The organism is Sphingomonas sp., assembly GCF_965248875.1.
Lineage (GTDB): Bacteria > Pseudomonadota > Alphaproteobacteria > Sphingomonadales > Sphingomonadaceae > Sphingomonas.
The window spans coordinates 44,796-64,250 of the sequence record NZ_CBDFKR010000007.1 but is presented as its reverse complement, the minus strand read 5'-3'; the positions used below and the strand labels follow the sequence as shown (position 1 = coordinate 64,250).

15 protein-coding genes and 1 pseudogene are annotated in these 19,455 nt (G+C 71.0%); 6 read left to right on the top strand and 10 right to left on the bottom strand.

Translation table 11 applies throughout. The features are described from left to right. Positions 1–4 precede the first annotated feature (4 nt). From ACP2AD_RS05015 to ACP2AD_RS04990, 6 genes are all read right to left on the bottom strand, one after another. Positions 5–2,449: a protein kinase domain-containing protein gene (locus ACP2AD_RS05015; protein WP_425228989.1), complete on the bottom strand. Its 2,445-nt coding sequence runs from the start codon at positions 2,447–2,449 to the stop codon at positions 5–7. Between the two features lie 91 nt (positions 2,450–2,540). Then, positions 2,541–3,293 carry an SDR family NAD(P)-dependent oxidoreductase gene (locus tag ACP2AD_RS05010; RefSeq protein ID WP_425228988.1) on the bottom strand — a complete coding sequence of 251 codons (753 nt, stop codon included), beginning with the start codon at positions 3,291–3,293 and terminating at the stop codon, positions 2,541–2,543. Then, positions 3,290–4,036: an HpcH/HpaI aldolase family protein gene (locus tag ACP2AD_RS05005; protein ID WP_425229216.1), complete on the bottom strand. Its 747-nt coding sequence runs from the start codon at positions 4,034–4,036 to the stop codon at positions 3,290–3,292. The genes ACP2AD_RS05010 and ACP2AD_RS05005 overlap by 4 nt, the downstream gene beginning before the upstream one ends. Continuing rightward, complete coding sequence (locus ACP2AD_RS05000; RefSeq protein ID WP_425228987.1) at positions 4,036–5,169, bottom strand: cobalamin-independent methionine synthase II family protein; 1,134 nt, start codon at positions 5,167–5,169, stop codon at positions 4,036–4,038. The genes ACP2AD_RS05005 and ACP2AD_RS05000 overlap by 1 nt, the downstream gene beginning before the upstream one ends. Then, positions 5,166–5,861 carry an alpha/beta fold hydrolase gene (locus ACP2AD_RS04995; protein WP_425228986.1) on the bottom strand — a complete coding sequence of 232 codons (696 nt, stop codon included), beginning with the start codon at positions 5,859–5,861 and terminating at the stop codon, positions 5,166–5,168. The genes ACP2AD_RS05000 and ACP2AD_RS04995 overlap by 4 nt, the downstream gene beginning before the upstream one ends. 1 nt (position 5,862) lies before the next feature. Then, a complete protein-coding gene (locus tag ACP2AD_RS04990) occupies positions 5,863–6,900 on the bottom strand; it encodes an ester cyclase (protein ID WP_425228985.1) in 1,038 nt (345 codons plus the stop codon). Between the two features lie 132 nt (positions 6,901–7,032). Between ACP2AD_RS04990 and ACP2AD_RS04985 the strand changes: the two genes are divergently transcribed. Further along, positions 7,033–8,004 (top strand): Gfo/Idh/MocA family protein, encoded by a 972-nt coding sequence (locus tag ACP2AD_RS04985; RefSeq protein ID WP_425228984.1) that lies wholly within the window; start codon positions 7,033–7,035, stop codon positions 8,002–8,004. Positions 8,005–8,028: 24 nt separating this feature from the next. On the opposite strand, the gene ACP2AD_RS04980 is transcribed toward ACP2AD_RS04985, so the two are convergent. Then, positions 8,029–10,044 (bottom strand): beta-glucosidase family protein, encoded by a 2,016-nt coding sequence (locus tag ACP2AD_RS04980; protein WP_425228983.1) that lies wholly within the window; start codon positions 10,042–10,044, stop codon positions 8,029–8,031. A gap of 19 nt (positions 10,045–10,063) precedes the next feature. Between ACP2AD_RS04980 and ACP2AD_RS04975 the strand changes: the two genes are divergently transcribed. Then, on the top strand, positions 10,064–12,040 hold the full coding sequence (locus ACP2AD_RS04975; protein ID WP_425228982.1) for a beta-galactosidase: 1,977 nt from the start codon (positions 10,064–10,066) through the stop codon (positions 12,038–12,040). Continuing rightward, entirely contained in the window at positions 12,028–12,747 is a 720-nt protein-coding gene (locus ACP2AD_RS04970; protein WP_425228981.1) for a phosphatase PAP2 family protein, read from the top strand. The genes ACP2AD_RS04975 and ACP2AD_RS04970 overlap by 13 nt, the downstream gene beginning before the upstream one ends. On the opposite strand, the gene ACP2AD_RS04965 is transcribed toward ACP2AD_RS04970, so the two are convergent. Both ACP2AD_RS04965 and galE read right to left on the bottom strand, forming a co-directional pair. Further along, positions 12,718–13,554, bottom strand: coding sequence for an HpcH/HpaI aldolase/citrate lyase family protein (locus tag ACP2AD_RS04965; protein WP_425228980.1), 837 nt, complete (start codon positions 13,552–13,554; stop codon positions 12,718–12,720). The two genes, ACP2AD_RS04970 and ACP2AD_RS04965, sit on opposite strands and share 30 nt — an antisense overlap. Further along, on the bottom strand, positions 13,551–14,555 hold the full coding sequence (galE, locus tag ACP2AD_RS04960; protein WP_425228979.1) for a UDP-glucose 4-epimerase GalE: 1,005 nt from the start codon (positions 14,553–14,555) through the stop codon (positions 13,551–13,553). Before galE ends, ACP2AD_RS04965 begins: the two co-directional genes overlap by 4 nt. A 47-nt stretch (positions 14,556–14,602) precedes the next feature. Between galE and msrA the strand changes: the two genes are divergently transcribed. Further along, a complete protein-coding gene (msrA, locus tag ACP2AD_RS04955) occupies positions 14,603–15,148 on the top strand; it encodes a peptide-methionine (S)-S-oxide reductase MsrA (RefSeq protein WP_425228978.1) in 546 nt (181 codons plus the stop codon). Between the two features lie 729 nt (positions 15,149–15,877). Here the strand turns inward: msrA and ACP2AD_RS04950 are convergent. Next, positions 15,878–16,840 (bottom strand): annotated as a pseudogene (locus ACP2AD_RS04950) (L-threonylcarbamoyladenylate synthase); the annotation flags it as partial. 56 nt (positions 16,841–16,896) lie between these two features. Here ACP2AD_RS04950 and ACP2AD_RS04945 point away from each other — a divergent pair. After that, a complete protein-coding gene (locus tag ACP2AD_RS04945) occupies positions 16,897–18,582 on the top strand; it encodes an acyl-CoA dehydrogenase (RefSeq protein ID WP_425228977.1) in 1,686 nt (561 codons plus the stop codon). Between the two features lie 9 nt (positions 18,583–18,591). Next, positions 18,592–19,419, top strand: a complete 828-nt coding sequence (locus ACP2AD_RS04940; protein WP_425228976.1) for an arylamine N-acetyltransferase family protein — start codon at positions 18,592–18,594, stop codon at positions 19,417–19,419. Positions 19,420–19,455 lie beyond the last annotated feature (36 nt).

Here is a 19,455-nt window from a genome sequence, read left to right as displayed (position 1 = left end):
GCCCTCAGCGCCGGCCGAACCGCGCGCGTAGCACCGCCGCCTCTGCCTGCACCCCCGTCGCCGCCGTCCCGATCTGCGCTGCCGCGGTTTCCGCCGCATCGAACAGCACCCGCGCGTCGGCGGCCCTGCCCCGCGCCAGCGCCACCGCGGCCCGCGTGTAGAGCAGCCGCACCGCGGGCAGCGGCGGGCGGCCGTCGACCGGCGGGGCGGGGTTGGCCGCCGGCAGCAACGCCGCGGCGCGGGGCGCATCGCCGGACATGGCCAGTGCATAGGCCTGCGCGACCTTGATCTGGGTCATCGGCGCGCTGGCGGCGCCGAAATGGTCCGCCATCATCGGCCCCGCCTCGTCCAGATCGCGCAGCGCCGCCGCGAACCGGCCCTGTTGCGCCTCCAGCCGGCCGCGGTGGAGCAGGTCGACCGACAGCGCCAGCGAGGACCCGTACCAGCGCCGTCGCGCCGCCACCGTGCGGCTCAAAAGGTCACCGCCCCGCGCGGCGTCGCCCGATCGCGCCGCCAGATCGCCCGCCAGCCGCTGCAGGTTGAGCAGCGCATTACCGGGTGGCGCAGCGCCGCCGCCAAGGTGAACGGCCGCGCGATCGAGCAGCCGATCGGCATCCCGATAATCGCCGCGATCGGCCAGCATCGTCGCCAGGCTGGCGTACCGGGTCGCCAGATCGCGATCGGCATCGCGCCATGCGACCTCCGCCTCGGGCATGGTGCGCTGCAGCAGCGCGATCGCCTGGTCGGCATGCCCCTGCCCGCGCAGCAGCAGGGCGTGGGCGCCCGTAGCCTCTACGCGCTCGGCGCGGTAGCGATTGGGGGCGGCGGCGAAGACGGCATCCGCTGCGGCGATCAGCCGGGTGGCGGGCGCGAAATCGCCGTCGAGCGTCAGCACCGTGCCGAGCTTGAGCTGAAGCTGTGCGCGCGCCGCCGGGTCGGTGCCGCCGACGCCGCGAGCGAGCGCCTGGGTGAGCAGCGCGCGTGCGTCGCGGTTGCTTTCCGTGATGAGGTAGATATCGGCCAGCGCCGCGACGGCCGGCGCGGCGTCGGGTGAGTCGGGCGGCAGCGCACGCAATAGCCTTGCCGACGTGCTGCCCAGCATGTCGCGGACAGTCACGCCGCGCATCTGATCGCTGTCGCCGATGTCGCGGAACATCAGCAAGAGCACCTGATTGGTCGCCTGCAACTGCGCGACGCGGTCGCGCGCGACATCGCGCTGCAGCGTCGCCTCATGCGCCTGCCAGACGGTGCCGATCACGCCGCCGATCGTCGCCACGATGGCCAGCGCCGCGGCGGTGACGCCCATATAGTGACGCCGCGTGAACAGCCGCGCGCGGTAGAGCAGGGAGGCGGACCGGGCGGCGACCGGCCGCCGATCGCAATGACGGCGAACATCTTCGGCGAGCGCGAGCACGCCGGGATAGCGGTCCTCTGCGCGCGGCTGTGTCGCGCGCGCGACGATCGCGTCAAGGTCGCCGGTCAATCGCGCCGGCGCGATCGGCGGGTTGGCGAGCGCGCGGGCGAGGTCGCTCGGCAGCCGCGGCGCGCCGCCTTGCAGGCGGCGGATGACGACGGGCAGGCTGCCCGGCCGGGGCTGCCACGGCGGCGTGCCGGTCAGAAGTTCCGCAAGGATGCAGCCCAGCCCCCAGACATCGGTAGCAACCGTCAGCGGCTCGGCGGCCAGCTGTTCGGGGGCGGCATAATCGGGGGTCAGCCGCATAGGTGCGGCGTCGCCCGCGCGTTCGCGCTGGCTGATCACCTGGGCAATGCCGAAATCCAGCAGCTTTACCCGTGCGTCGGGGGTGACGAGGATGTTGCCGGGCTTCAGGTCGCAATGGACAACGAGACGCGCATGGGCATAGGCAACGGCGTCGCAGACCTGCAGGAACAGGTCGAGCCGCGTCGCCAACGGCGCGGCATGATCGGCGCACCAGCGCGTGATCGGCACGCCCTCGACCAGCTCCAGCGCCATCCACGGCCGGTCGTGCGGCCCCGCGCCGCCGTCGATCAGCCGGGCGATGCCGGGGTGCTCGAAACTCGCTTGCAGCGCGCGTTCGGCCTCGAACGCGGCGAGATGGGGGGCGGCCTCCGCACGCATGAGCTTGAGCGCGACGGTCTGTCCGAAGCCCCCGGCGACGCGGTGTGCACGATAGACCTCGCCCGCGCCGCCGCGGCCGATCAGCTGCTCGACCTGAAAGTGACCGAGGGTCGCGCCCGGCGTGAGTTCGGCGGGCTCGGCGGCGTGCGCGGCTTTCGCATCCGCGGTGAGCGGGCGATCGAGGACGCCGTCATGGCCATGCGCCGCGAGCAGCCGCTCGACCTTCCGCTGGAGTGCTGGCGGCAGCGCGCTGTGGCGGAGCAGTTTGGCCTGGTCGGCCCGGGCGCGGTCGACCAGCCGGTCGAACTGTCGCCAGATCAGCTCCCATTCGCCCGTGTCCGGCCCACTCACCCGCCGATCCCCCCGTCCGCCGTCGCGGCATAGCATGCCGCGCCCGACGAGCTTAACGGCGAATGCCGGCAGGAACGGTCAGCGGTGAGCGTCAGTCGGCGGTCCAGCCGCCATCGACCACGAGGCTGGTCCCGGTCATCAGCGCCGATGCATCGGCGGCGAGGAACACGACCGCGCCCATCAGGTCCTCGACCGTGCCGAGCCGCCCGAGCTTGATCTTGGCCAGCACGCTCGCCTTGAACGCGGCGTCGTCTAAGAACGGGCGGGTCAGCGGCGTCTCAATGAAGGTCGGTGCGATCGTGTTGGAGCGGACGCCATGTGCGGCGAGATCGAGCGCGAACGCCTTGCTCATCCCCTCCAGTCCCCATTTTGAGGCGCAGTAGAGCGAGCGGCCTGGGCCGCCGACATGCCCCATCTGCGAGCCGATATGAATCAGGCTGCCCGGTGTCCCGTCACGCAGCATCGCCTTCGCCGCGGCTTGGGCGACGAAAAAGGCGGCGCGGAGGTTGAGGTCGAGCACCGCGTCGTAATCGTCGGGTGTCACTTCCCAAAGTGGCTTGGGGCGGTTGGTGCCGGCGTTGTTGACGAGCACCTGATAGGCGGCGCGGCCCGCGAAGAAGGCTGCGACCGCGGCGGTGTCGAGTACGTCGAGCGTGGCCCAGTCGGCCCCCGGCATCTCAACCGCCGCCGCCTCGATCTCCGCTGCCGTCCGCGCGACCAGCGTCACCGCCGCGCCCGCGTCCGCCAGCGCTGCGGCGGCAGCCAGGCCGATCCCGCGCCCCGCGCCGGTGACGAGCGCCCGGCGTCCGTCGAGGCGAAAGGATGGCGTGACGGGGAGCGTCATCCTGCGACCGCCTGACGCAGTGCGGCCGCGCCGGCGCGCAGGAAGCCGTGGTCGGACCCCTGCAGGAACAACGTCGCCCCCTTGGCGCGCCAGCCCGCGACATCCTCGTTGCGCGGCACGAACATGCCGACCGGCACGCCCGCCGCCTGACCCGCAGCGATGACGCGGTCGACCGCGGCGATCACCTCCGGCGCGTCGGGTGAGGCGGCGTCAAGCGCAACCGTCAGGTCGATGCGGCCGACGAACAGCGCATCGAGCCCCGGCGTCGCGGCGATGGCGTCGAGCTCACTTAGCGCGTCCACATCCTCGATCTGCGCGATCACCGTGGTGCGCATGGCGCTGGCGGCGCGGTGATCGAACATGGTGGCGAGGCCGTAGCGGGCAGAGCGCGACGAGCCGGCATAGCCGCGCCCGCCGGGGCGATAGGTCGCCGCCGCCACCGCCGCCGCCGCCTCTGCCGCCGAGCGGATGTGCGGCAGCAGCACCCCGTCCGCGCCGCAGTCAAGCGCGTTGAGGATGTGCTCGTGCGCGGCGGTGGGGGTGCGGACGATGACGGGCAAGTCGCAGGCGCGCGCGGCGAACACGCAGGCGTCGATCGCGGCGCGGTCGAACGGCGCGTGCTCCGCATCGAGGCAGAGCAGATCGAGGCCGCACGTCGCGAGCACCTCGACCAGCATCGGCGCCGGGGTCTTGAGAAAGGTGCCGAGCAGATGATCGCCGGCGGCGAGGCGGTCCTTGAGCATCACGCCGCCAACCGCTGCGAGGCGATCGCTGCGCCGTCAGCCAGCGTTGCGAGCTTCGCATAGACGATCTCGGGGTCGACCGCGCCGAACCCCGCAAAGGTCGAGAAGCCGCAGTCGGTCCCCGCGATCACCCGCTCGGCGCCGACGATGTTGGTGAACTGGCGGATGCGGTTGGCAACGACGCGTGGATGTTCGATGAAGTTGGTGGTCGAGTCGATCACGCCGGGGATGAGCACCGTGTCCGCCGGGATGGCCGCCGCCGCTGCTGCGAACGCCTCCCAGTCATGCTGGTGGCGCGGGTTGCTCGTTTCGAACAAGAGGCCGGCGGGCTTGGCCTTCATCAGCACGGGCAGGATCGTCGCCATCTCGACGTCGCAATGGTGCGGACCCTCGTAATTGCCCCAGCAGACATGCATGCGGATGCGGTCCACGGGAACGTTGCGCAGCGCGTGGTTGAGGACGGCGACGTGGCGCTCGATACGCTCCAGATATTCGCTCTCGGGCCGGTCCTTGTACATCATGTGGCGGCCGAGCCCGAGATCGGGGCTGTCGAGCTGGAGGATCAGCCCGGCGGCGGCGATCGCCTCGTATTCGGGCCGCATCGCCTCCGCGAGCGCGTCGAGATAGGCGTCGTCATCGGGGTAGAAGTCGTTAGGCTGGAACAGCGCGATGACGCCGGGCGAGGCAGCGTTCATGAATCCCGCCGGATGGCTGTGCCGGGCCAGCGCGGCGTCGAAGCGGCGGAGGTCGTCATGGAGCGGCTCGAGCGTCAGCGGCGCGACCTCGCCGACGCAGCGCGGGCGGCGATAGGAGGGCGTGCCGCCGCCCTTCGCCTGGCGCTCCAGGAAAGAGGGAAATGCTTCCAGGTCGGCGGGCGCGCGGCGCGGGCTGTCGCCGTCGAAGCCGGTGATGCGATCCTTGATATAGGTCGCGTAGCTGATCTTCGCCATCTCGCCGTCGGAGACGATGTCGATCCCGGCGGCGACCTGACGGCGCACGGCTTCGTCAACTGCCGCGCCGATTACCCGGTCAAACTGCGCGGCGTCGACGGGCTCGCCGCGCTCGGCCGCGAAGACGAGGTCGGTGACGGCCGCCGAGCGCGGCAGCGAGCCGACATGGGTGGTTCGGATCATGCAGAAACCTTCAACGGGAGCGACTGGATGGCGGCGACGACCGCGGCGGGCGCTTCGAGCGGGAGCATGTGTCCGCAGCCGGGGACGACGGTGAGCGTCGCGCGGCCGGTGAGGCGTCGCCAGCGTTCGTGCCAAGCCGGCGGGCACAGCGCGTCTTCCGCGCCGCACAGCAGCGCGACCGGCACGTCGAGCGCAGCCAGCGCCGGCGTCAGGTCGGGGCGGGTCCGCAGCGCCTCGCTCTGCCGGACGAAGACCCCTGGACCGAGCGCCAGCCCCATATCGCGCAGCAGCGCCAGCAGCGCGGCGTTGCCGCGATTGGCGGCGGAGAGATAATTGGGCTTCAGCTCCTCGACCAGCACGCGCTCCAGCTCGCCAGCGCGGACCTCCGCCTGCTGGGCCGGGCGGTGAGCGCTGCGTTCGGGCAGGTCGGCGCCGGCGTTGAGGCCGATCAGCACCGCCCCGGCGATCCGGTCGGGTGCGCGGCGCGCCATCGCCAGCGCGACGATCGCGCCCATCGAAAAGCCGACCGGGAGCAGCGGGCCGTCGGCGGCGGCGAGCGCCCGGGCGGCCATGCCCTCGATCGTATCGTCCCGCGTCGTGTCGGCGTCGACCGCGCCGGGCAGCGCGGCGCGGATCGTGCTGGTCCATAGCCGCGCATCGCACATGTTGCCGGGAAGAAGGACGGGCGTCACGTCAGCCGCGCAGCGCCTGGACGATCACGGCGACCTCGTCGAACACCGTCCATTCCTCAACGATGCCGCCTGCGCCGAAACGGAAATGCGAAAAGCCGATCAATGCCACCGGCTTGCCGCCCGGCATCTCGCCGATCGCGCCAAGCGGCGACGACGCGCCGTCCAGCCGCCAGCGCACGGCGACGGTCGGGCCTTCGTCCGACCAGCTGATGTGCTCGATTCGGAACACGCCATCGGGAATCGAAGCGAACAGGCCGATATAGAGGAGGGCGATCGCGCGCGGTCCGGCGCCCTCGCGCAGACCCGGCCAGTGCGCGACAGCGCCGTCGGCATAGACCCGTCCTGCTGCGGCGAAGGCGCGCATGTTCCAGTGGGCGAACAGCGTCACGAAAAACCCGGCCATCGTCGCCGGGTCGCCTGCGACCGGGGCAGGCGCGTCTCCGGGGTAAGGCGCCAGCGGCTCGGAAACGGGGTGCGCGGCCAGCGTCTTCGCGACACCTTGCGTGGTCAACCCCATCTGGATGATGCCGGTTGCGGTGTCACGCGACAGCCATTCAGTATGGATCTTGTTGTCCGCGGTAACGCAGTCGGCGCAGAAATGGCGCGCGAGCGGCGCATTCGTGGCAGGGCCATAGGCGGTCGCGCCGGTGTTGACCGAGCGGCCGAAACCGAGGTGGCTGGTGTAGAAGCCGTCGGCCTGCTCGTTCCAGGTGACGCTGACATGCTCGGTGCTGAAGCCGGTGAACGCCCAGAGCGACTGGACGGTGCCGCTTATCACTCCGGCCACCCCGCGCACCGTGCCCATGCTGGTATGGATCACGCAGTCCTCGGCATAGGTCGCGCGGATGCGGTCGACCGCCATGTCGGTCCAGATCTCTTCGGTGATGCCGACAATGTAGTGGACGATGTCGCGCCACTGCGGCTCGAACCCGGGCAGCGTCTGGGTCGACTGGCCGTCGGGCGCCCGGATCGCGGCGGCGGTGCGGCCCGCGACCGGGGTGACGGGCGCACGCGGCGGCAGCGGGAAGGGGGCGGTCATGCGGCCGCCGCTCGGCTGCTGGTTCGGCTCACACGTCTCTCCCCTGTCGCCCGCGGTCATACCGTCGCTTTGACTGCGTTTGCAACGCCGGTATGGCTTGCGATCGGCCGGAACGGGGGCGAGACTGCCGACATGGACGAACGCACCCTGGCGCCGCTGCGCATCGGCCTGATCGGCGCAAGCCGGGTGGCGACCTATGCCGCGATCGACGCGGCACGGGCGGCTGGGGGCGTGGAGGTGGTCGCGGTGGCGGCGCGCGAGGCGGCACGGGCGCGTTCCTATGCCGCGACGCACGGGATTGCGCGGTGGCATGACGACTATGCCGCGCTGCTCGCCTCGCCCGACATCGACCTGGTCTATATCGGGACCCCGCCATCGGTGCATCGAGCGCAGGCGCTCCTCGCGGTCGGCGCGGGCAAGCATCTGCTGGTCGAGAAGCCGTTCGCGATGAACGCGGGCGAGGCGCGCGCTGTGCTGGCGGCGGCGGACGCGGCGGGCGTGCAGGTGTTCGAGGCGATGCATTCGCTTCACCATCCGCTGTTCGCCCGGTTGAAGCAGCTGCTGCCCGAGCTTGGTGCGATCATGACGGTCGAGGCGCGGTTCGACGCGGCGGTCGGCACCGCGCCGGGCGAGTTCCGGTGGCGGGCCGGGCTGGGTGGCGGGGCGCTGATGGATCTGGGCGTCTACCCGCTCGCCTGGTGCCGGTTCCTGCTCGGCGAAGGGCTGACCGTTATTACCGCCGATGCGAGGCGGCGGGACGGGGTCGACGCCGCCTTTTCGGCCGAGCTGCGCATGGGCGAGGTTGCGGCCAGGGTGACGGCGTCGATGGACGCGCCGCGGCACAGCGCCTCGCTGCTGGTCACCGGCGCGCGTGGCCGCCTGTTGGTCGACAATCCGCTGGCGCCGCAGCGCGGCAACCGGGTGACGGTGGAGACGGCGGCGGGCAGCCGATCGGATCAGGTCGACGGCCCCTCTTCCTACGCGGCGCAGATGGCGGCGGTGCGCGACGCGCTCGCGGACAGGGCGCGGTGGCCGCGACCCCATGATGATTTCGTCCGTTCGATGGCGGCGATCGACGCGGTGCGGACGGCGATGGGCGGCTGAGTGTCTGCGTGCACGGGGCTGCGGCTAGAGGCTAATGCCGGCTTCGAGGAACGGCCCCGCCGAGGACGGACCGACCAGGATGCGGTACGCACCGGCTTCGAGGCGCCAGCCGTGGGTCGCCGGATCGCGATGGCGCAGGTCGGCAACATCGACGGCGAGGTGGACAAGCTTCGTCTCGCCGGGCGCGAGGGTGATGCGCGCGAAGGCGTGAAGGTTCTTCGCGGCGCGGGGTTCGACCGTGCCGGGGTAGCGGACATAGGCCTGCACCACTTCGTCCGCCGCCATCGTCCCATCGTTGCGGACGGCGACGCTTACCGCCAGCCGCTCGCCCTCCCGCCGGACGGTGAGGGCACGATAGGCGAAGCGGGCATAGGACAGGCCGTGCCCGAACGGGTAGCGCGGCGTGAGACCCTCCGCCTCGAACTTGGCGTAGCCATGCCAATAGCCGTAATCGATCCGTGCGGCGTCGATGTCGAAAAAGGGGTAGTCCTCGGCTCGACGCGCGACGGTGAAGGGCAGCTTGCCCGATGGCGCCACCGCCCCGAACAGCAACCGGGCGAGCGCTGCGCCGCCGGCCATACCGCTGTAGAAGGTCTGGAGAATGGCCCCGGCGGACGCGCGCCAGTCTTCGACCAGCACCGCCGACCCCGCGATCAGCACGACGACGACGGGCTTGCCGGACGCGGCGGCGGCGCCGATCAGCGCGCGCTGATCGGCGGGGAGGCCCAGATCGCGGCGGTCGCCACCGATCGAGACGGCCGCGGCGGACGAACCGGCGGCGTCCAGCGTCATGTCGCCGGGAATGTATTCGCCCTCTTCGCGTGCAGTATAGCCTGCGACGATCACGACCGCGTCGGCATCGTCGCAGGCGGCGCGCGCGGCGGCGAGGTCGCGCTCGTCGGCATGGATCACCGCCGTCACCGCCGCCAGCCCGGTCAGCGCAGTGACGACGGCTGGCGGGCGGACGCGGCTCGATCCGTTGTCGCCGGTGTTCTCGATCGCCGCAAGGCGACCGAGCAACGCCAGCCTGACGCCGGGGGCGAAGGGCAGCGTGCCGTCATTCTCGAGCAGCACGGCGGACTTTTCCGCCGCCTCCTGCGCCAGGGCGACATGCGCGGCGCAGGCGACCAGCGTCTCGTCATAGCGCTCCAGCGGCAGCTCGCGCGCGGCGAAGTCGAGCTGGACCGACAGGATGCGACGGCAGGCCCGGTCAATCACCTGCGGCTCGACCGTACCCGCCTCGACCGCGGCAAGCAGCTTCTTGCCCCATTTGAGCGGTTCGGGATTCTCGATATCCAGCCCGGCGGCGGCACCATAAGGCGCGTACACGCCCTTGATCCAGTCGGAATGGACGAACCCCGCAAAGCCCCATTCACCGCGCAGGATGTCGGTCAGGAGGTGGCGGTGCTGCCCGCAATATTCGCCGTTGAGCTGGTTGTACGCCGACATGACGCTGGCGACGCCGCGGTCGAGACAATGTTTGAAATGGGGAAGATAGACTTCATGCAGCGCGCGTTCGTCGATGCGGACGTCGACGGTGAAGCGGGCGTTTTCCATCGAGTTGAGCGCGAAGTGCTTGATCGTTGCGATGACGCCGTGCGCCTGGATGCCGAGGCCGAGCGCCGCGCCCATCCGGCCGAGATGATGCGGATCCTCGCCATAGGTCTCCTGCGCGCGGCCCCAGGCGGGATGGCGAAGCAGGTTGATGCATACCGCGCCCGATAGCGTGCAGCCTTGCGCGCGCGCCTCGATTCCCAACGCCTCGCCGATGCGCTGTTCAAGAGCGACATCAAACGATGCGCCGCGCGCCATCGTACAAGGAAAGCAAGTGCTGACGCCGCGCGCGACGCCGCGAGGACCGTCTGTGAACCACAGGGGTTCGATTCCGAGCCGCTCGATCCCGCTGCCCGCGCGGTATGGCCGCGCGCCCCAGACGCCGCCGTCTTCCTTGTAGGCGGCGAAGAACCCCCGGCCCGACATCATGCCGATCTTTTCCTCGAGCGTGGCGGTGGCGAGGAGGGTGTCGACGGTGTCGGTCATGCATGCGAGGCTAGGGCGCATGGCAGCGGGCGTCAAAACGGTTGAAGGGGGCTTGGCGCCGTTGCGGTTGGGTGTGTGCTATTATCCCGAGCAATGGCCGGAGGCGGGCTGGGCCGGGGACGCGCGGCGGATGCGCGCGATGGGGCTGTCGGTGGTGCGCATCGGCGAGTTCGCCTGGAGCCGGATCGAGCCCGAGCCGGGGCGGTTCGACTGGGGCTGGCTCGACCGTGCGATCGCGACGCTGACCGCGGCGGGATTGCAGGTCATCCTCGGCACGCCGACCGCGACGCCGCCGAAATGGCTGGTAGACGCGCATCCCGACATCCTGCCCTGCGACGCGCAGGGCCAGCCGCGGCGGTTCGGGTCGCGCCGGCATTACTGTTTTTCGAGCGATACCTACCGGCGCGAGAGCGACCGGATCGTGACCGCGCTCGTGGCGCGTTATGGGGAGCATCCGGCGGTGATCGCGTGGCAGACCGACAATGAATATGGCTGCCACGATACGGTCGAGAGCTTCTCGCCCGCCGCAACGGTGGCGTTCCGCGCATGGCTTGAGCGGCGCTATCGCGACATCGACGCGCTCAACACCGCCTGGGGCACGGTGTTCTGGAGCGGCGAGTATCGGGGCTTCGCCGCGGTGGATCCGCCAGCTGCGACGGTGACGGAGGCGAACCCGGCGCATCGGCTCGACTGGCGACGGTTCTCGTCGGATCAGGTGGTGGCGTTCAACGCGCGGGCCGCGGCGATCATCCGCGCGGGGTCACCGGGGCGCGACGTGGCGCACAATTTCATGGGGTTCTTCACCGGCTTCGACCATCACGCGGTCGGGCGCGACCTGGATGCGGCGGGGTGGGACAGCTATCCGCTCGGCTTCCTCGACGGCGGCTGGGACGACGCGGCGACCAAGCGGCGCTTCCTGCGCCAGGGGCATCCCGACTTCGCCGCCTTCCACCACGACCTGTACCGCGGCTGCACGCCGTCGCAGCGGCTGTGGGTGCTGGAGCAGCAGCCGGGGCCGGTCAATTGGGCGGCGCACAACCCGGCACCACTGCCGGGCATGGTGCGGCTGTGGACCTGGGAGGCGTGGGCGCACGGGGCCGGACTCGTCAGCTATTTCCGCTGGCGGCAGGCGCCGTTCGGGCAGGAGCAGATGCACGCCGGGCTGCTCCGCCCCGACAGCGAGGATGGGCCCGCGGCCGCCGAGGTGCGCGCGGTCGCGGCCGAGCGGGCGGCGGTGCAGGTCGAGCCGGCGGTGCGCGCGCCGGTGGCGCTGCTATTCTCCTACGAGGCGCAGTGGGTCCTGGACATCCAGCCGCAGGGACGCGGATGGCGCGCGCTGGAGCAGGTGTTCGGCTGGTACACGGCGCTGCGCGGGCTGGGGCTTGACGTCGACATCGTATCGCCCGACGCGGACCTCCTGGGCTACCGCCTGATCGTCGCGCCGTCGCTGCCGGTCGTATCGGAGGCGCTGGCCGCAACGCTTGCCGCGAGCGAGGCGGTCGTGCTGCTCGGGCCGCGCACGGCCAGCAGGACCGCCGACTTCCAGCTACCGCTCGGTCTGCCGCGGCCGGCGTTCGGCGACGCGCTTCCGATCCGGGTGACCCGGGTCGAGAGCCTGCCGCGCGGCGTGGTCGAGCCGGTCGAGGGCAGCGGCGGTGTCGAGCGCTGGTTGGAGCAGGTCGAGGGCGAGATCGAGCCGTCGCTGCGACTGGAGAACGGCGCGGGGCTGGTCTGGCGGCACCGCCGGCTGCGCTATGTCGCCGGGTGGCCCACCCCCGATCTGCTGGTGCGGATCGTGCGCGAGGCGGTTGAAGAGGCGGGACTTGCGGTGCTCAGCCTGCCGCCCGGATTGCGGCTGCGCTCGCGCGGCGGTGTGCGCTTCGCGTTCAATTACGAGGCTACCCCGATTGCGCTGTCAGCGCATGCCGATGTGGGTGAGCTGCTGCTCGGGTCTGACCCGCTGCCAGCCGGTGGGGTCGCAGCGTGGCGGACCTGACGGCGCGGATCCTGCGTTTTGCCCCGATGACCGCCGCCGTCCGCCGCCCGCCGCCGCTGCTCATCGGAGCCGGGCTGATCGCGCTGGCGGTCGCGTTGGTGCTCGGCGCGGGGGCAGCGCTGGGACGGTGGCCGGTCGGATGGGACCAGGCGATCATCGTCGGGCTGCGCCGCTGGGCCGTATCGGGGGCCGCACCGTCCTGGCTGCGCGAAGCGGCGAGCGACGTGACGGCGCTCGGCAGCGTCACGGTGCTGACGCTGGTGGTGATCGCCGGCGCCGGGCTGCTGATCGCGCAGCGCCATTACCTGACCGCGCTGGCGGCCGTGCTGGCGGCGATCACCGGCGGCCAGGCGGTGAGCCTGATCAAGCACCTGATCCACCGGCCGCGCCCGACGCTGGTCGAGCATTGGGCGAGCGTCCACGACCTCAGCTTCCCATCGGGCCATTCGGCGTCGAGCGCGGTGGTGTATCTGACGCTGGCGGCGCTCGCGACGCAGGTGATGCGCGAGCGGGCGGCGCGGCGCTATCTGCTGGGCGCAGCGATTATGCTGGTCGGCGCGATCGGGGTGAGCCGGGTCTATCTCGGCGTCCACTGGCCGTCGGACGTGCTGGCAGGGTGGAGCCTCGGCACGCTATGGGCGCTGGGCTGGTGGTTCCTCACCGCCCGTTTCCGCGCGTCACGCGGCGGGCGACGAGGCCAGCGCTAGCAGCCGCTGCGCCGCCTTGAGGTGGGGCGCGTCGACCATCTTGCCGTCGAGCTGCAGCGCGCCCGCGTCGGGATTGGCGGCGAACAGCGCGACGACGGCGCGGGCGTGGGCGATCTCTGCGTCGTTTAGCGTGAAGGCGGCGTTGATGACCGGCACCTGGGTGGGATGGATCGCCAGCATGCCGGTGAACCCGTCGCGCCGCCCGCGCGCGGCATAGGCGGCGAGTCCGTCGATGTCGCGGAAATCGGGATAGACGGTCTCGATCGCCGGCACGCCCGCGGCATGCGCGCCGAACAGGGTCAGGCTGCGCGCGAGCTGATAGGGCGGGGTGTAGCGGCCGTCGGGCTCGCGGCTGCTCGCGGCACCGATCGCGGCGGGCAGGTCCTCGGCGCCCCAGGTCAGGCCGGCCAGACGGCTCGCGGCGTCGCGATAGCTGCCCAATCCGAAGATCGCGGCCGGGGTCTCGGTCGCGACCGGCAGGATCGGCAGCGGTAGTCGCGAGGCGAGCAGCGCGACATCGCCGGCGCCATCCGCCTTGGGCAGGACGATTCCGTCGGGCCGCGCGCCGAGCAGCGCCGCGACGTCGTCATCGACGAAGGGCGACGCAAGCGGGTTCACGCGAACGAAAACGGCTATGCTGCGCTGCTCGGTCAGGTACGCCGCCACCGCCGCGCGGGCCGCGTCCTTGCGCGCCGGGACCACGGAGTCCTCCAGGTCGAGGATCAGCGCGTCGGCCCCGCTCGCCGCCGCCTTGGCGAAGCGCTCGGGGCGATCGCCGGGGACGAACAGGAGCGAGCGCAGCCTCACCCCTGCCGCCCCTTTTCCCGCTCGCCCAGCCTGCGCTCCCAGGCGAGCGCATCGCGGACGATGCCGTCGAGATCGTCGCGCTCGGGCCGCCAGGGCAGCGTCGCCAGGATAGCGCGATTGTCCGCGATCAGCTCGGCCGGATCGCCCGCGCGGCGCGACTCGAGGCGGCGGTCGAGCTTGAGGTTGGTCACCCGGTCGACGGCGTCGAGCACCTCCAGGACGGAGAAGCCGCGGCCGTAGCCGCAATTGAGCGTATGGCTGCGCGCCGGCTCGGCGGCCAGCTGGTCGAAGGCGGCGACATGCGCGGCGGCCAGGTCGCTGACGTGGATGTAGTCGCGCACGCCGGTGCCGTCGCGGGTCGGGAAGTCGGTGCCGAAGACGCCGACCGCGTTGCGCTTGCCGGTGGCGGCCTCCACCGCGATCTTGATGAGGTGGGTGGCGCCGACCGTCGACTGGCCCGATCGCCCCTGCGGATCGGCGCCGGCGACATTGAAATAGCGCAGCGCCGCATAGTTCATCGGGTGCGCCGCGGCGACGTCGCGCAGCATCGCCTCCGTCATCAGCTTCGACATGCCATAGGGGTTGATCGGGACGGTCGGATCGCCCTCCGCGACAGGTACGCGATCGGGGGTCCCATAAGTCGCGGCGGTCGAGGAGAAGATGAAATGCGGCGTCCCCGCCGCCACCGCGCTCGCCAGCAGCGCGCGGGTCGCGGCGGTGTTGTTCTCGTAATATTTGAGCGGATCGCTGACCGACTCCGGCACCACCACTGACCCCGCGAAGTGCATGATCGCCCGGATATCGTGTGCGCGGAGCAAGTCCGACATGCGCGGATCGGCGACATTCATCTCGACCAGCGTCGCGCGCGGATCGACCGCCCAGGCGAAACCCGTGACGAGGTTGTCGACCACCACCACCTCGCGCCCTGCGTCGAGCAGCGCCAGCACCGCGTGGCTGCCGATATAACCGGCGCCGCCGGTGACCAGTATCGTTCCGTCCATTGCCCGGCGTTAGCGGCTTCCTACATCGGGGCAAAGGAGATCGGTCGATGACGGACTATGCGACGCTGGCGGGCGGGTGCTTCTGGTGTACCGAAGCGGTGTTCAAGGACGTGATCGGGGTCGAGAGCGTCGAGAGCGGCTATATCGGCGGCACGACCGCAAATCCGGATTATCGCTCCGTGTGCAGCGGCGACACCGGCCATGCCGAGGCGATCCGGATCGGCTTCGACCCGGCGCAGCTGCGCTACGCCGACCTGCTCGACATCTTCTTCGCGACCCACGACGCGACCCAGCTCAACCGGCAGGGCAACGACGTCGGCACCCAATACCGCTCCGCCATCTTCCCCGAAACGGTGATGCAGGAGGAGCAGGCGGACCAGGCGATCGCACGCGCGCAGGCGGACAGCGCCAAGCCGATCGTGACGACGGTGGAGGAGTTCTCCACCTGGTATCCGGCGGAGGGCTATCATCAGGATTACTGGGAGACGTCGGGCCGGTCGAACCCGTATTGCGTCGCGGTCATCCCGCCCAAGCTGCAGAAATTGCGCAAGAGCTTTGCCGCGCGATCGCGGGCTCTCACCGAAAGCGTCTGAAGATCAGGACAGCGGCCTGCAAAAGCCCGGATCGCGTGGCGCGATGTAGCGTGTGCCGAAGCCGGGCCTCAGCGCCAGCGTGCCGGCGATCGCGTCAACCTCATGCTGGTTCGAGCGCAGGACGACGTTTATCGTGGCGGCGCGGTAGAGCAGCTCACTCAGCCGGATCACGTCGTCATTGGTCAGCGTGGACGCGGCGGCGAAGCCCGACAAGCTCCGCCACGCCTCGCGCTCGTCCGCCATCTGGCGGTCGTTGTTCGCGAGTTCGTCATAGAGCGACGAGTAGGCGAGACGACGCTCAAGGGGGATCTTCGCCATGAGGTCGCCGGTCCGTGTGTTCCACACGCTGGTGCGCTGCGTGATCAGCGCCGGCCGTCCGATCTCGCGGCTGAGCGCGACGAAACGCCCGGCGCGTGCCTCATGCCGCCATCGTCGCAACTCCGCGATACGACGGTCGACGCAGCCGCTCTGGTCGACCCGATAGCGATAGGCGGCGAGGTCTGCCGCCAGTTCCTTATCCGCCGCGTCGCGAAAATCGGCGACCGCGCTTTTCCAGCGCGCGCCGTCGGCCCATTGCTGGCCGGCCAGCGCGAGCAGGACGCCGATGACCACGATCGCGATCTCGCGAAGGAATGCTCGCCAATCCGCACGTCGCACTGGCGTTTGGCCCGTCGCCGTGCCTCCGTCGGCGTTCTGGATGGCTGCGGCCGAGGTTGGCAACCCGTCGCCGTCCCGATGCGCGGCTCGCTTCAAGCGATCGTTGATCGCCTCGCCGATCCCCTCCTCCGGCACTGGCGCGACCGCGATGCGCGGGTGGGGCGCGGCATCGGCACGGTGGAGGGCGGCGAACAGGGTCGCGGCGGCTTCGGCAAGGTCGCCGGTGGCGCTCAGCGTATCGTTTCCCGCGATCCCGCCGAAACCGATGAGCCACTCGTCCGCGGCGGCGCTGGTCGCGTTTAGGCGGAGGGGCTTGGCGGGAGCGTAGTGGCTAGCGAGCTGGCCGGGTGCGATCACCTTCGGCGGCGGCAGCTGCGCTCCGGCATCGGGCTGCATCGCAGCCGGAGCCCCGCGTTCGCAGAGGGGGAGCAACATTGTGATCGCGGCGGTCGTGATCGGGCCGGGCCGCAGTACCTCCCGTCCCGCCACGATCGTCGACTCCACTCCCGCCGCACAGGCGCCGTCGTCCAGGATCAGCGGCACGCGGCCGCCCAGGCTTGCGGCGACGTGCGGCGCCGTCGTCGGGCTGATCGCGCCCGAGCGGTTGGCGGACGGTGCGGCGAGCGGCACGCCGCTGGCCGCCAGCAGCGCGCGCATCGCGCGGCCGGCGGGCACCCGGATCGCGACGGTGGGCAGCCCCGCCGTCACCGCCGCCGCGAGCCCCGCATCGTCGCGTACCGGCAACACCAGCGTCAAAGGCCCGGGCCAGAACGCCGCCGCCAGCGTCCGCGCGTCGCCGTCGAACACCGCCAGCCGCTCCGCCGCCGCGAGATCGAGCACGTGTACGATCAGCGGGTTGAAGCTCGGCCGACCTTTCGCCGCATAGATGCGCGCCACTGCGGCGGGGTCGGTCGCGTCCGTCGCCAGCCCGTAGACGGTCTCGGTCGGCACCGCGACCGGCTCGCCCGCCGCGATCAGCGCCGCCGCGCGCGCGATCGCGTCGTCGCCGAAGGGCAGGATCGTCGGTGCAGGCATGGTTGGTCTCCCCTGGACGCGCGGCTATAGGCGCGGGTCCCCGCGGAGACTATCGCATGCCCTTCACCCCCCCGACCACCGCGCAGCGGCTGGTACTCGACGCCATCGTCGATCTGCCCGCGCTCGGCGCAACCGAGCGCTTCGCCGCCGCCTCCCCCGACGTGGTCGACGCGGTGCTCGACGGCGCGGGCCAGTTCGCGGCGGGCGAATGGGCGCCGCTCGCCAAGGCAGGCGATACGGTGGGCGCAAAGTGGACCCCGGAAGGGGTGGTGATGCCCGATGGCTACCGGCAGGCATATCAAGATTACGTCGCTGGCGGTTGGGGCACGATCGGCGTCGGCGAGGCATGGGGCGGGCAGGGCCTGCCCTTCGCGGTGCAGACCGCGGTGTTGGAGACGCTGGGCGGGGCCAATATGGGGTTCGCTTTATGCCCCACGCTGACCGTCGGCGCGATCGAGGCGCTGGCGCATCACGGCTCGCCCGCGCAGCAGGCGGCGTACCTGCCCAAGCTTGCGACCGGCGAATGGACCGGGACGATGAACCTGACCGAGCCGCAGGCGGGCAGCGACGTCGGCGCGCTCCGTGCCAACGCGACGCCGCTCGGTGACGGTCGATGGAGCATCAAGGGCACGAAGATCTACATCTCCTACGGCGATCACGACCTGACCGACAACATCGTCCACCTCGTCCTCGCGCGCACCCCCGATGCGCCGGCGGGCACCCGCGGGATCAGCCTGTTCCTGGTGCCCAAGGTTCGGCTGGACGGCACGCCGAATGACGTCCGCGTCGTCTCGATCGAACACAAGATGGGGCTGCATGTCTCGCCGACCTGCGTCCTTTCCTTCGGCGACCATGACGATTGCGTCGGCGAGCTGATTGGCCCCGAACATGGCGGCATGCGGGCGATGTTCACGATGATGAACAATGCGCGGCTCAATGTCGGGCTGCAGGGGGTGCAGGTGGCGGAGGGCGCGACGCAGGCCGCGGTCGCCTATGCGTTGGAGCGGGTGCAAGGCGCGCGCGCGGGTCAGGCGGCGCGGATCGTCGAGCACCCCGACGTCCGGCGGATGCTGCTGCGGATGAAGGCGCAGACGATGGCGGCGCGCGCGCTGGTCTATTACGCCGCGGGCCAGGTTGACCGGGCGGGGCTGGGAGACATCGAGGCGAAGAACCGGCTGGAGATGGTCACCCCGCTCGCCAAGGCGCACGGCACCGATCTCGGCAACGAAGTCGCGAGCCTCGGCATCCAGGTGCATGGCGGCATGGGCTATATCGAGGAGACGGGCGCGGCGCAGTTCTTCCGCGATGCGCGGATCACGCCCATCTACGAAGGCACCAACGGTATTCAGGCCGCCGACCTGGTCGGGCGCAAGCTGGGGCTCGACGGCGGCGCGGCGTTCGCAGCGCTGATCGCCGACATGCGGCGCGATGCGGCGGCAGACGACCTGCTCGCGCTGGTCGAGACCTGCGACGTTATCGGCCAGCGGCTGGCAGCGGCGAGCGCGGACGATCGGCTGGCGGCGAGCTATCCGTTCCTGACGATGCTGTCGGTGGCGGTTTGCGGCTGGCTGATGGAGCGGCTGGCGCGCGCGGCCGGGGACGGCGCGTTCGGCGACACCCAGCGCGTGCTGTCGCGCTTCTATGTCGAGCAGATCGTGCCGGAAGTGCTCGGTCTGCGCGCCGCGGCGACCGCGAGCGCGGAGGTGCTGTACGCACTGCCTGCAGCGGCATTGACGGGTTGAGCGGACGGGGTGTTCGACCTTCCCGCCTATCTCGCGCGCGTCCAGCTTCCGACCCGCGTCACCGACGATGCCGCAGGCCTGCACCGGCTTCAGCGTGCACATCGGCTCGCCATTCCGTTCGAGAACCTCGATGTGGCGCTCGGGCGTGCGATCGCGGTCGACTCTGCGGGGGTGTTCGCCAAGTTGGTGACCGCCCGGCGCGGCGGCTATTGTTTCGAGCACAACCGGCTGTTCGGCGACGCGCTGGCGGCGCTCGGCTTCGTGGCGCGGCCGCTGTCGGCGCAGGTACTGTTGAGCGGCACGCCAACCCCGCCGGGCACACACGCGCTGAGCCTCGTCACGATCGACCGGCAGGACTGGATCGCCGACGCCGGTTTCGGCGGCAGCTATTCACCCCCGATGCCCTTAAGCGACGGTGCCGAGGCGAGCGCACCGGACGGCGCCCGGTTCCGGTTGGAGGCGGCGGACGGCGGGTGGGCGCTGCTACGCGATGGCGATCCCGGCACCACCGACGGCCGCGGCGGCGGCGCGGGGTGGCGGCCGCAATATCGCTTCACGACCGCCGCGGTCGACGACGCGGCGATCGCGGCGGGCAATCGCTGGGCATCGACCGATCCGGCGAGCCGGTTCGTTCAGCATCGCATCGTGTCCATCGTCCTGCCGCGTGGGTTCGCGCGGCTGACCGACCGGCATTACCGCCGCCAGGTCGGCAGCGAGGTCGGCGAGGGCGAGATCACCGATCCGCGCGTCTACCGCCTGCGGCTGAGCCTGATGTTCGGGATCGACCTGACGGCGGCGGAGGTCGGGGCGCTTGAGCTATGGCCTTCAGCCCCTTGACGTCATCCGCCCCGCCTGACAGCGATACGGCAAGAT

Bases quoted from the DNA above. Each gene is read 5' to 3' on its own strand.
- ACP2AD_RS05010 (WP_425228988.1), bottom strand. From the start codon at position 3,293: ATGACGCTCCCCGTCACGCCATCCTTTCGCCTCGACGGACGCCGGGCG.
- ACP2AD_RS05005 (WP_425229216.1), bottom strand. From the start codon at position 4,036: ATGCTCAAGGACCGCCTCGCCGCCGGCGATCATCTGCTCGGCACCTTT.
- ACP2AD_RS05000 (WP_425228987.1), bottom strand. From the start codon at position 5,169: ATGATCCGAACCACCCATGTCGGCTCGCTGCCGCGCTCGGCGGCCGTC.
- ACP2AD_RS04990 (WP_425228985.1), bottom strand. From the start codon at position 6,900: ATGACCGCCCCCTTCCCGCTGCCGCCGCGTGCGCCCGTCACCCCGGTC.
- ACP2AD_RS04985 (WP_425228984.1), top strand. From the start codon at position 7,033: ATGGACGAACGCACCCTGGCGCCGCTGCGCATCGGCCTGATCGGCGCA.
- ACP2AD_RS04980 (WP_425228983.1), bottom strand. From the start codon at position 10,044: ATGACCGACACCGTCGACACCCTCCTCGCCACCGCCACGCTCGAGGAA.
- ACP2AD_RS04975 (WP_425228982.1), top strand. From the start codon at position 10,064: ATGGCAGCGGGCGTCAAAACGGTTGAAGGGGGCTTGGCGCCGTTGCGG.
- galE (WP_425228979.1), bottom strand. From the start codon at position 14,555: ATGGACGGAACGATACTGGTCACCGGCGGCGCCGGTTATATCGGCAGC.
- msrA (WP_425228978.1), top strand. From the start codon at position 14,603: ATGACGGACTATGCGACGCTGGCGGGCGGGTGCTTCTGGTGTACCGAA.
- ACP2AD_RS04945 (WP_425228977.1), top strand. From the start codon at position 16,897: ATGCCCTTCACCCCCCCGACCACCGCGCAGCGGCTGGTACTCGACGCC.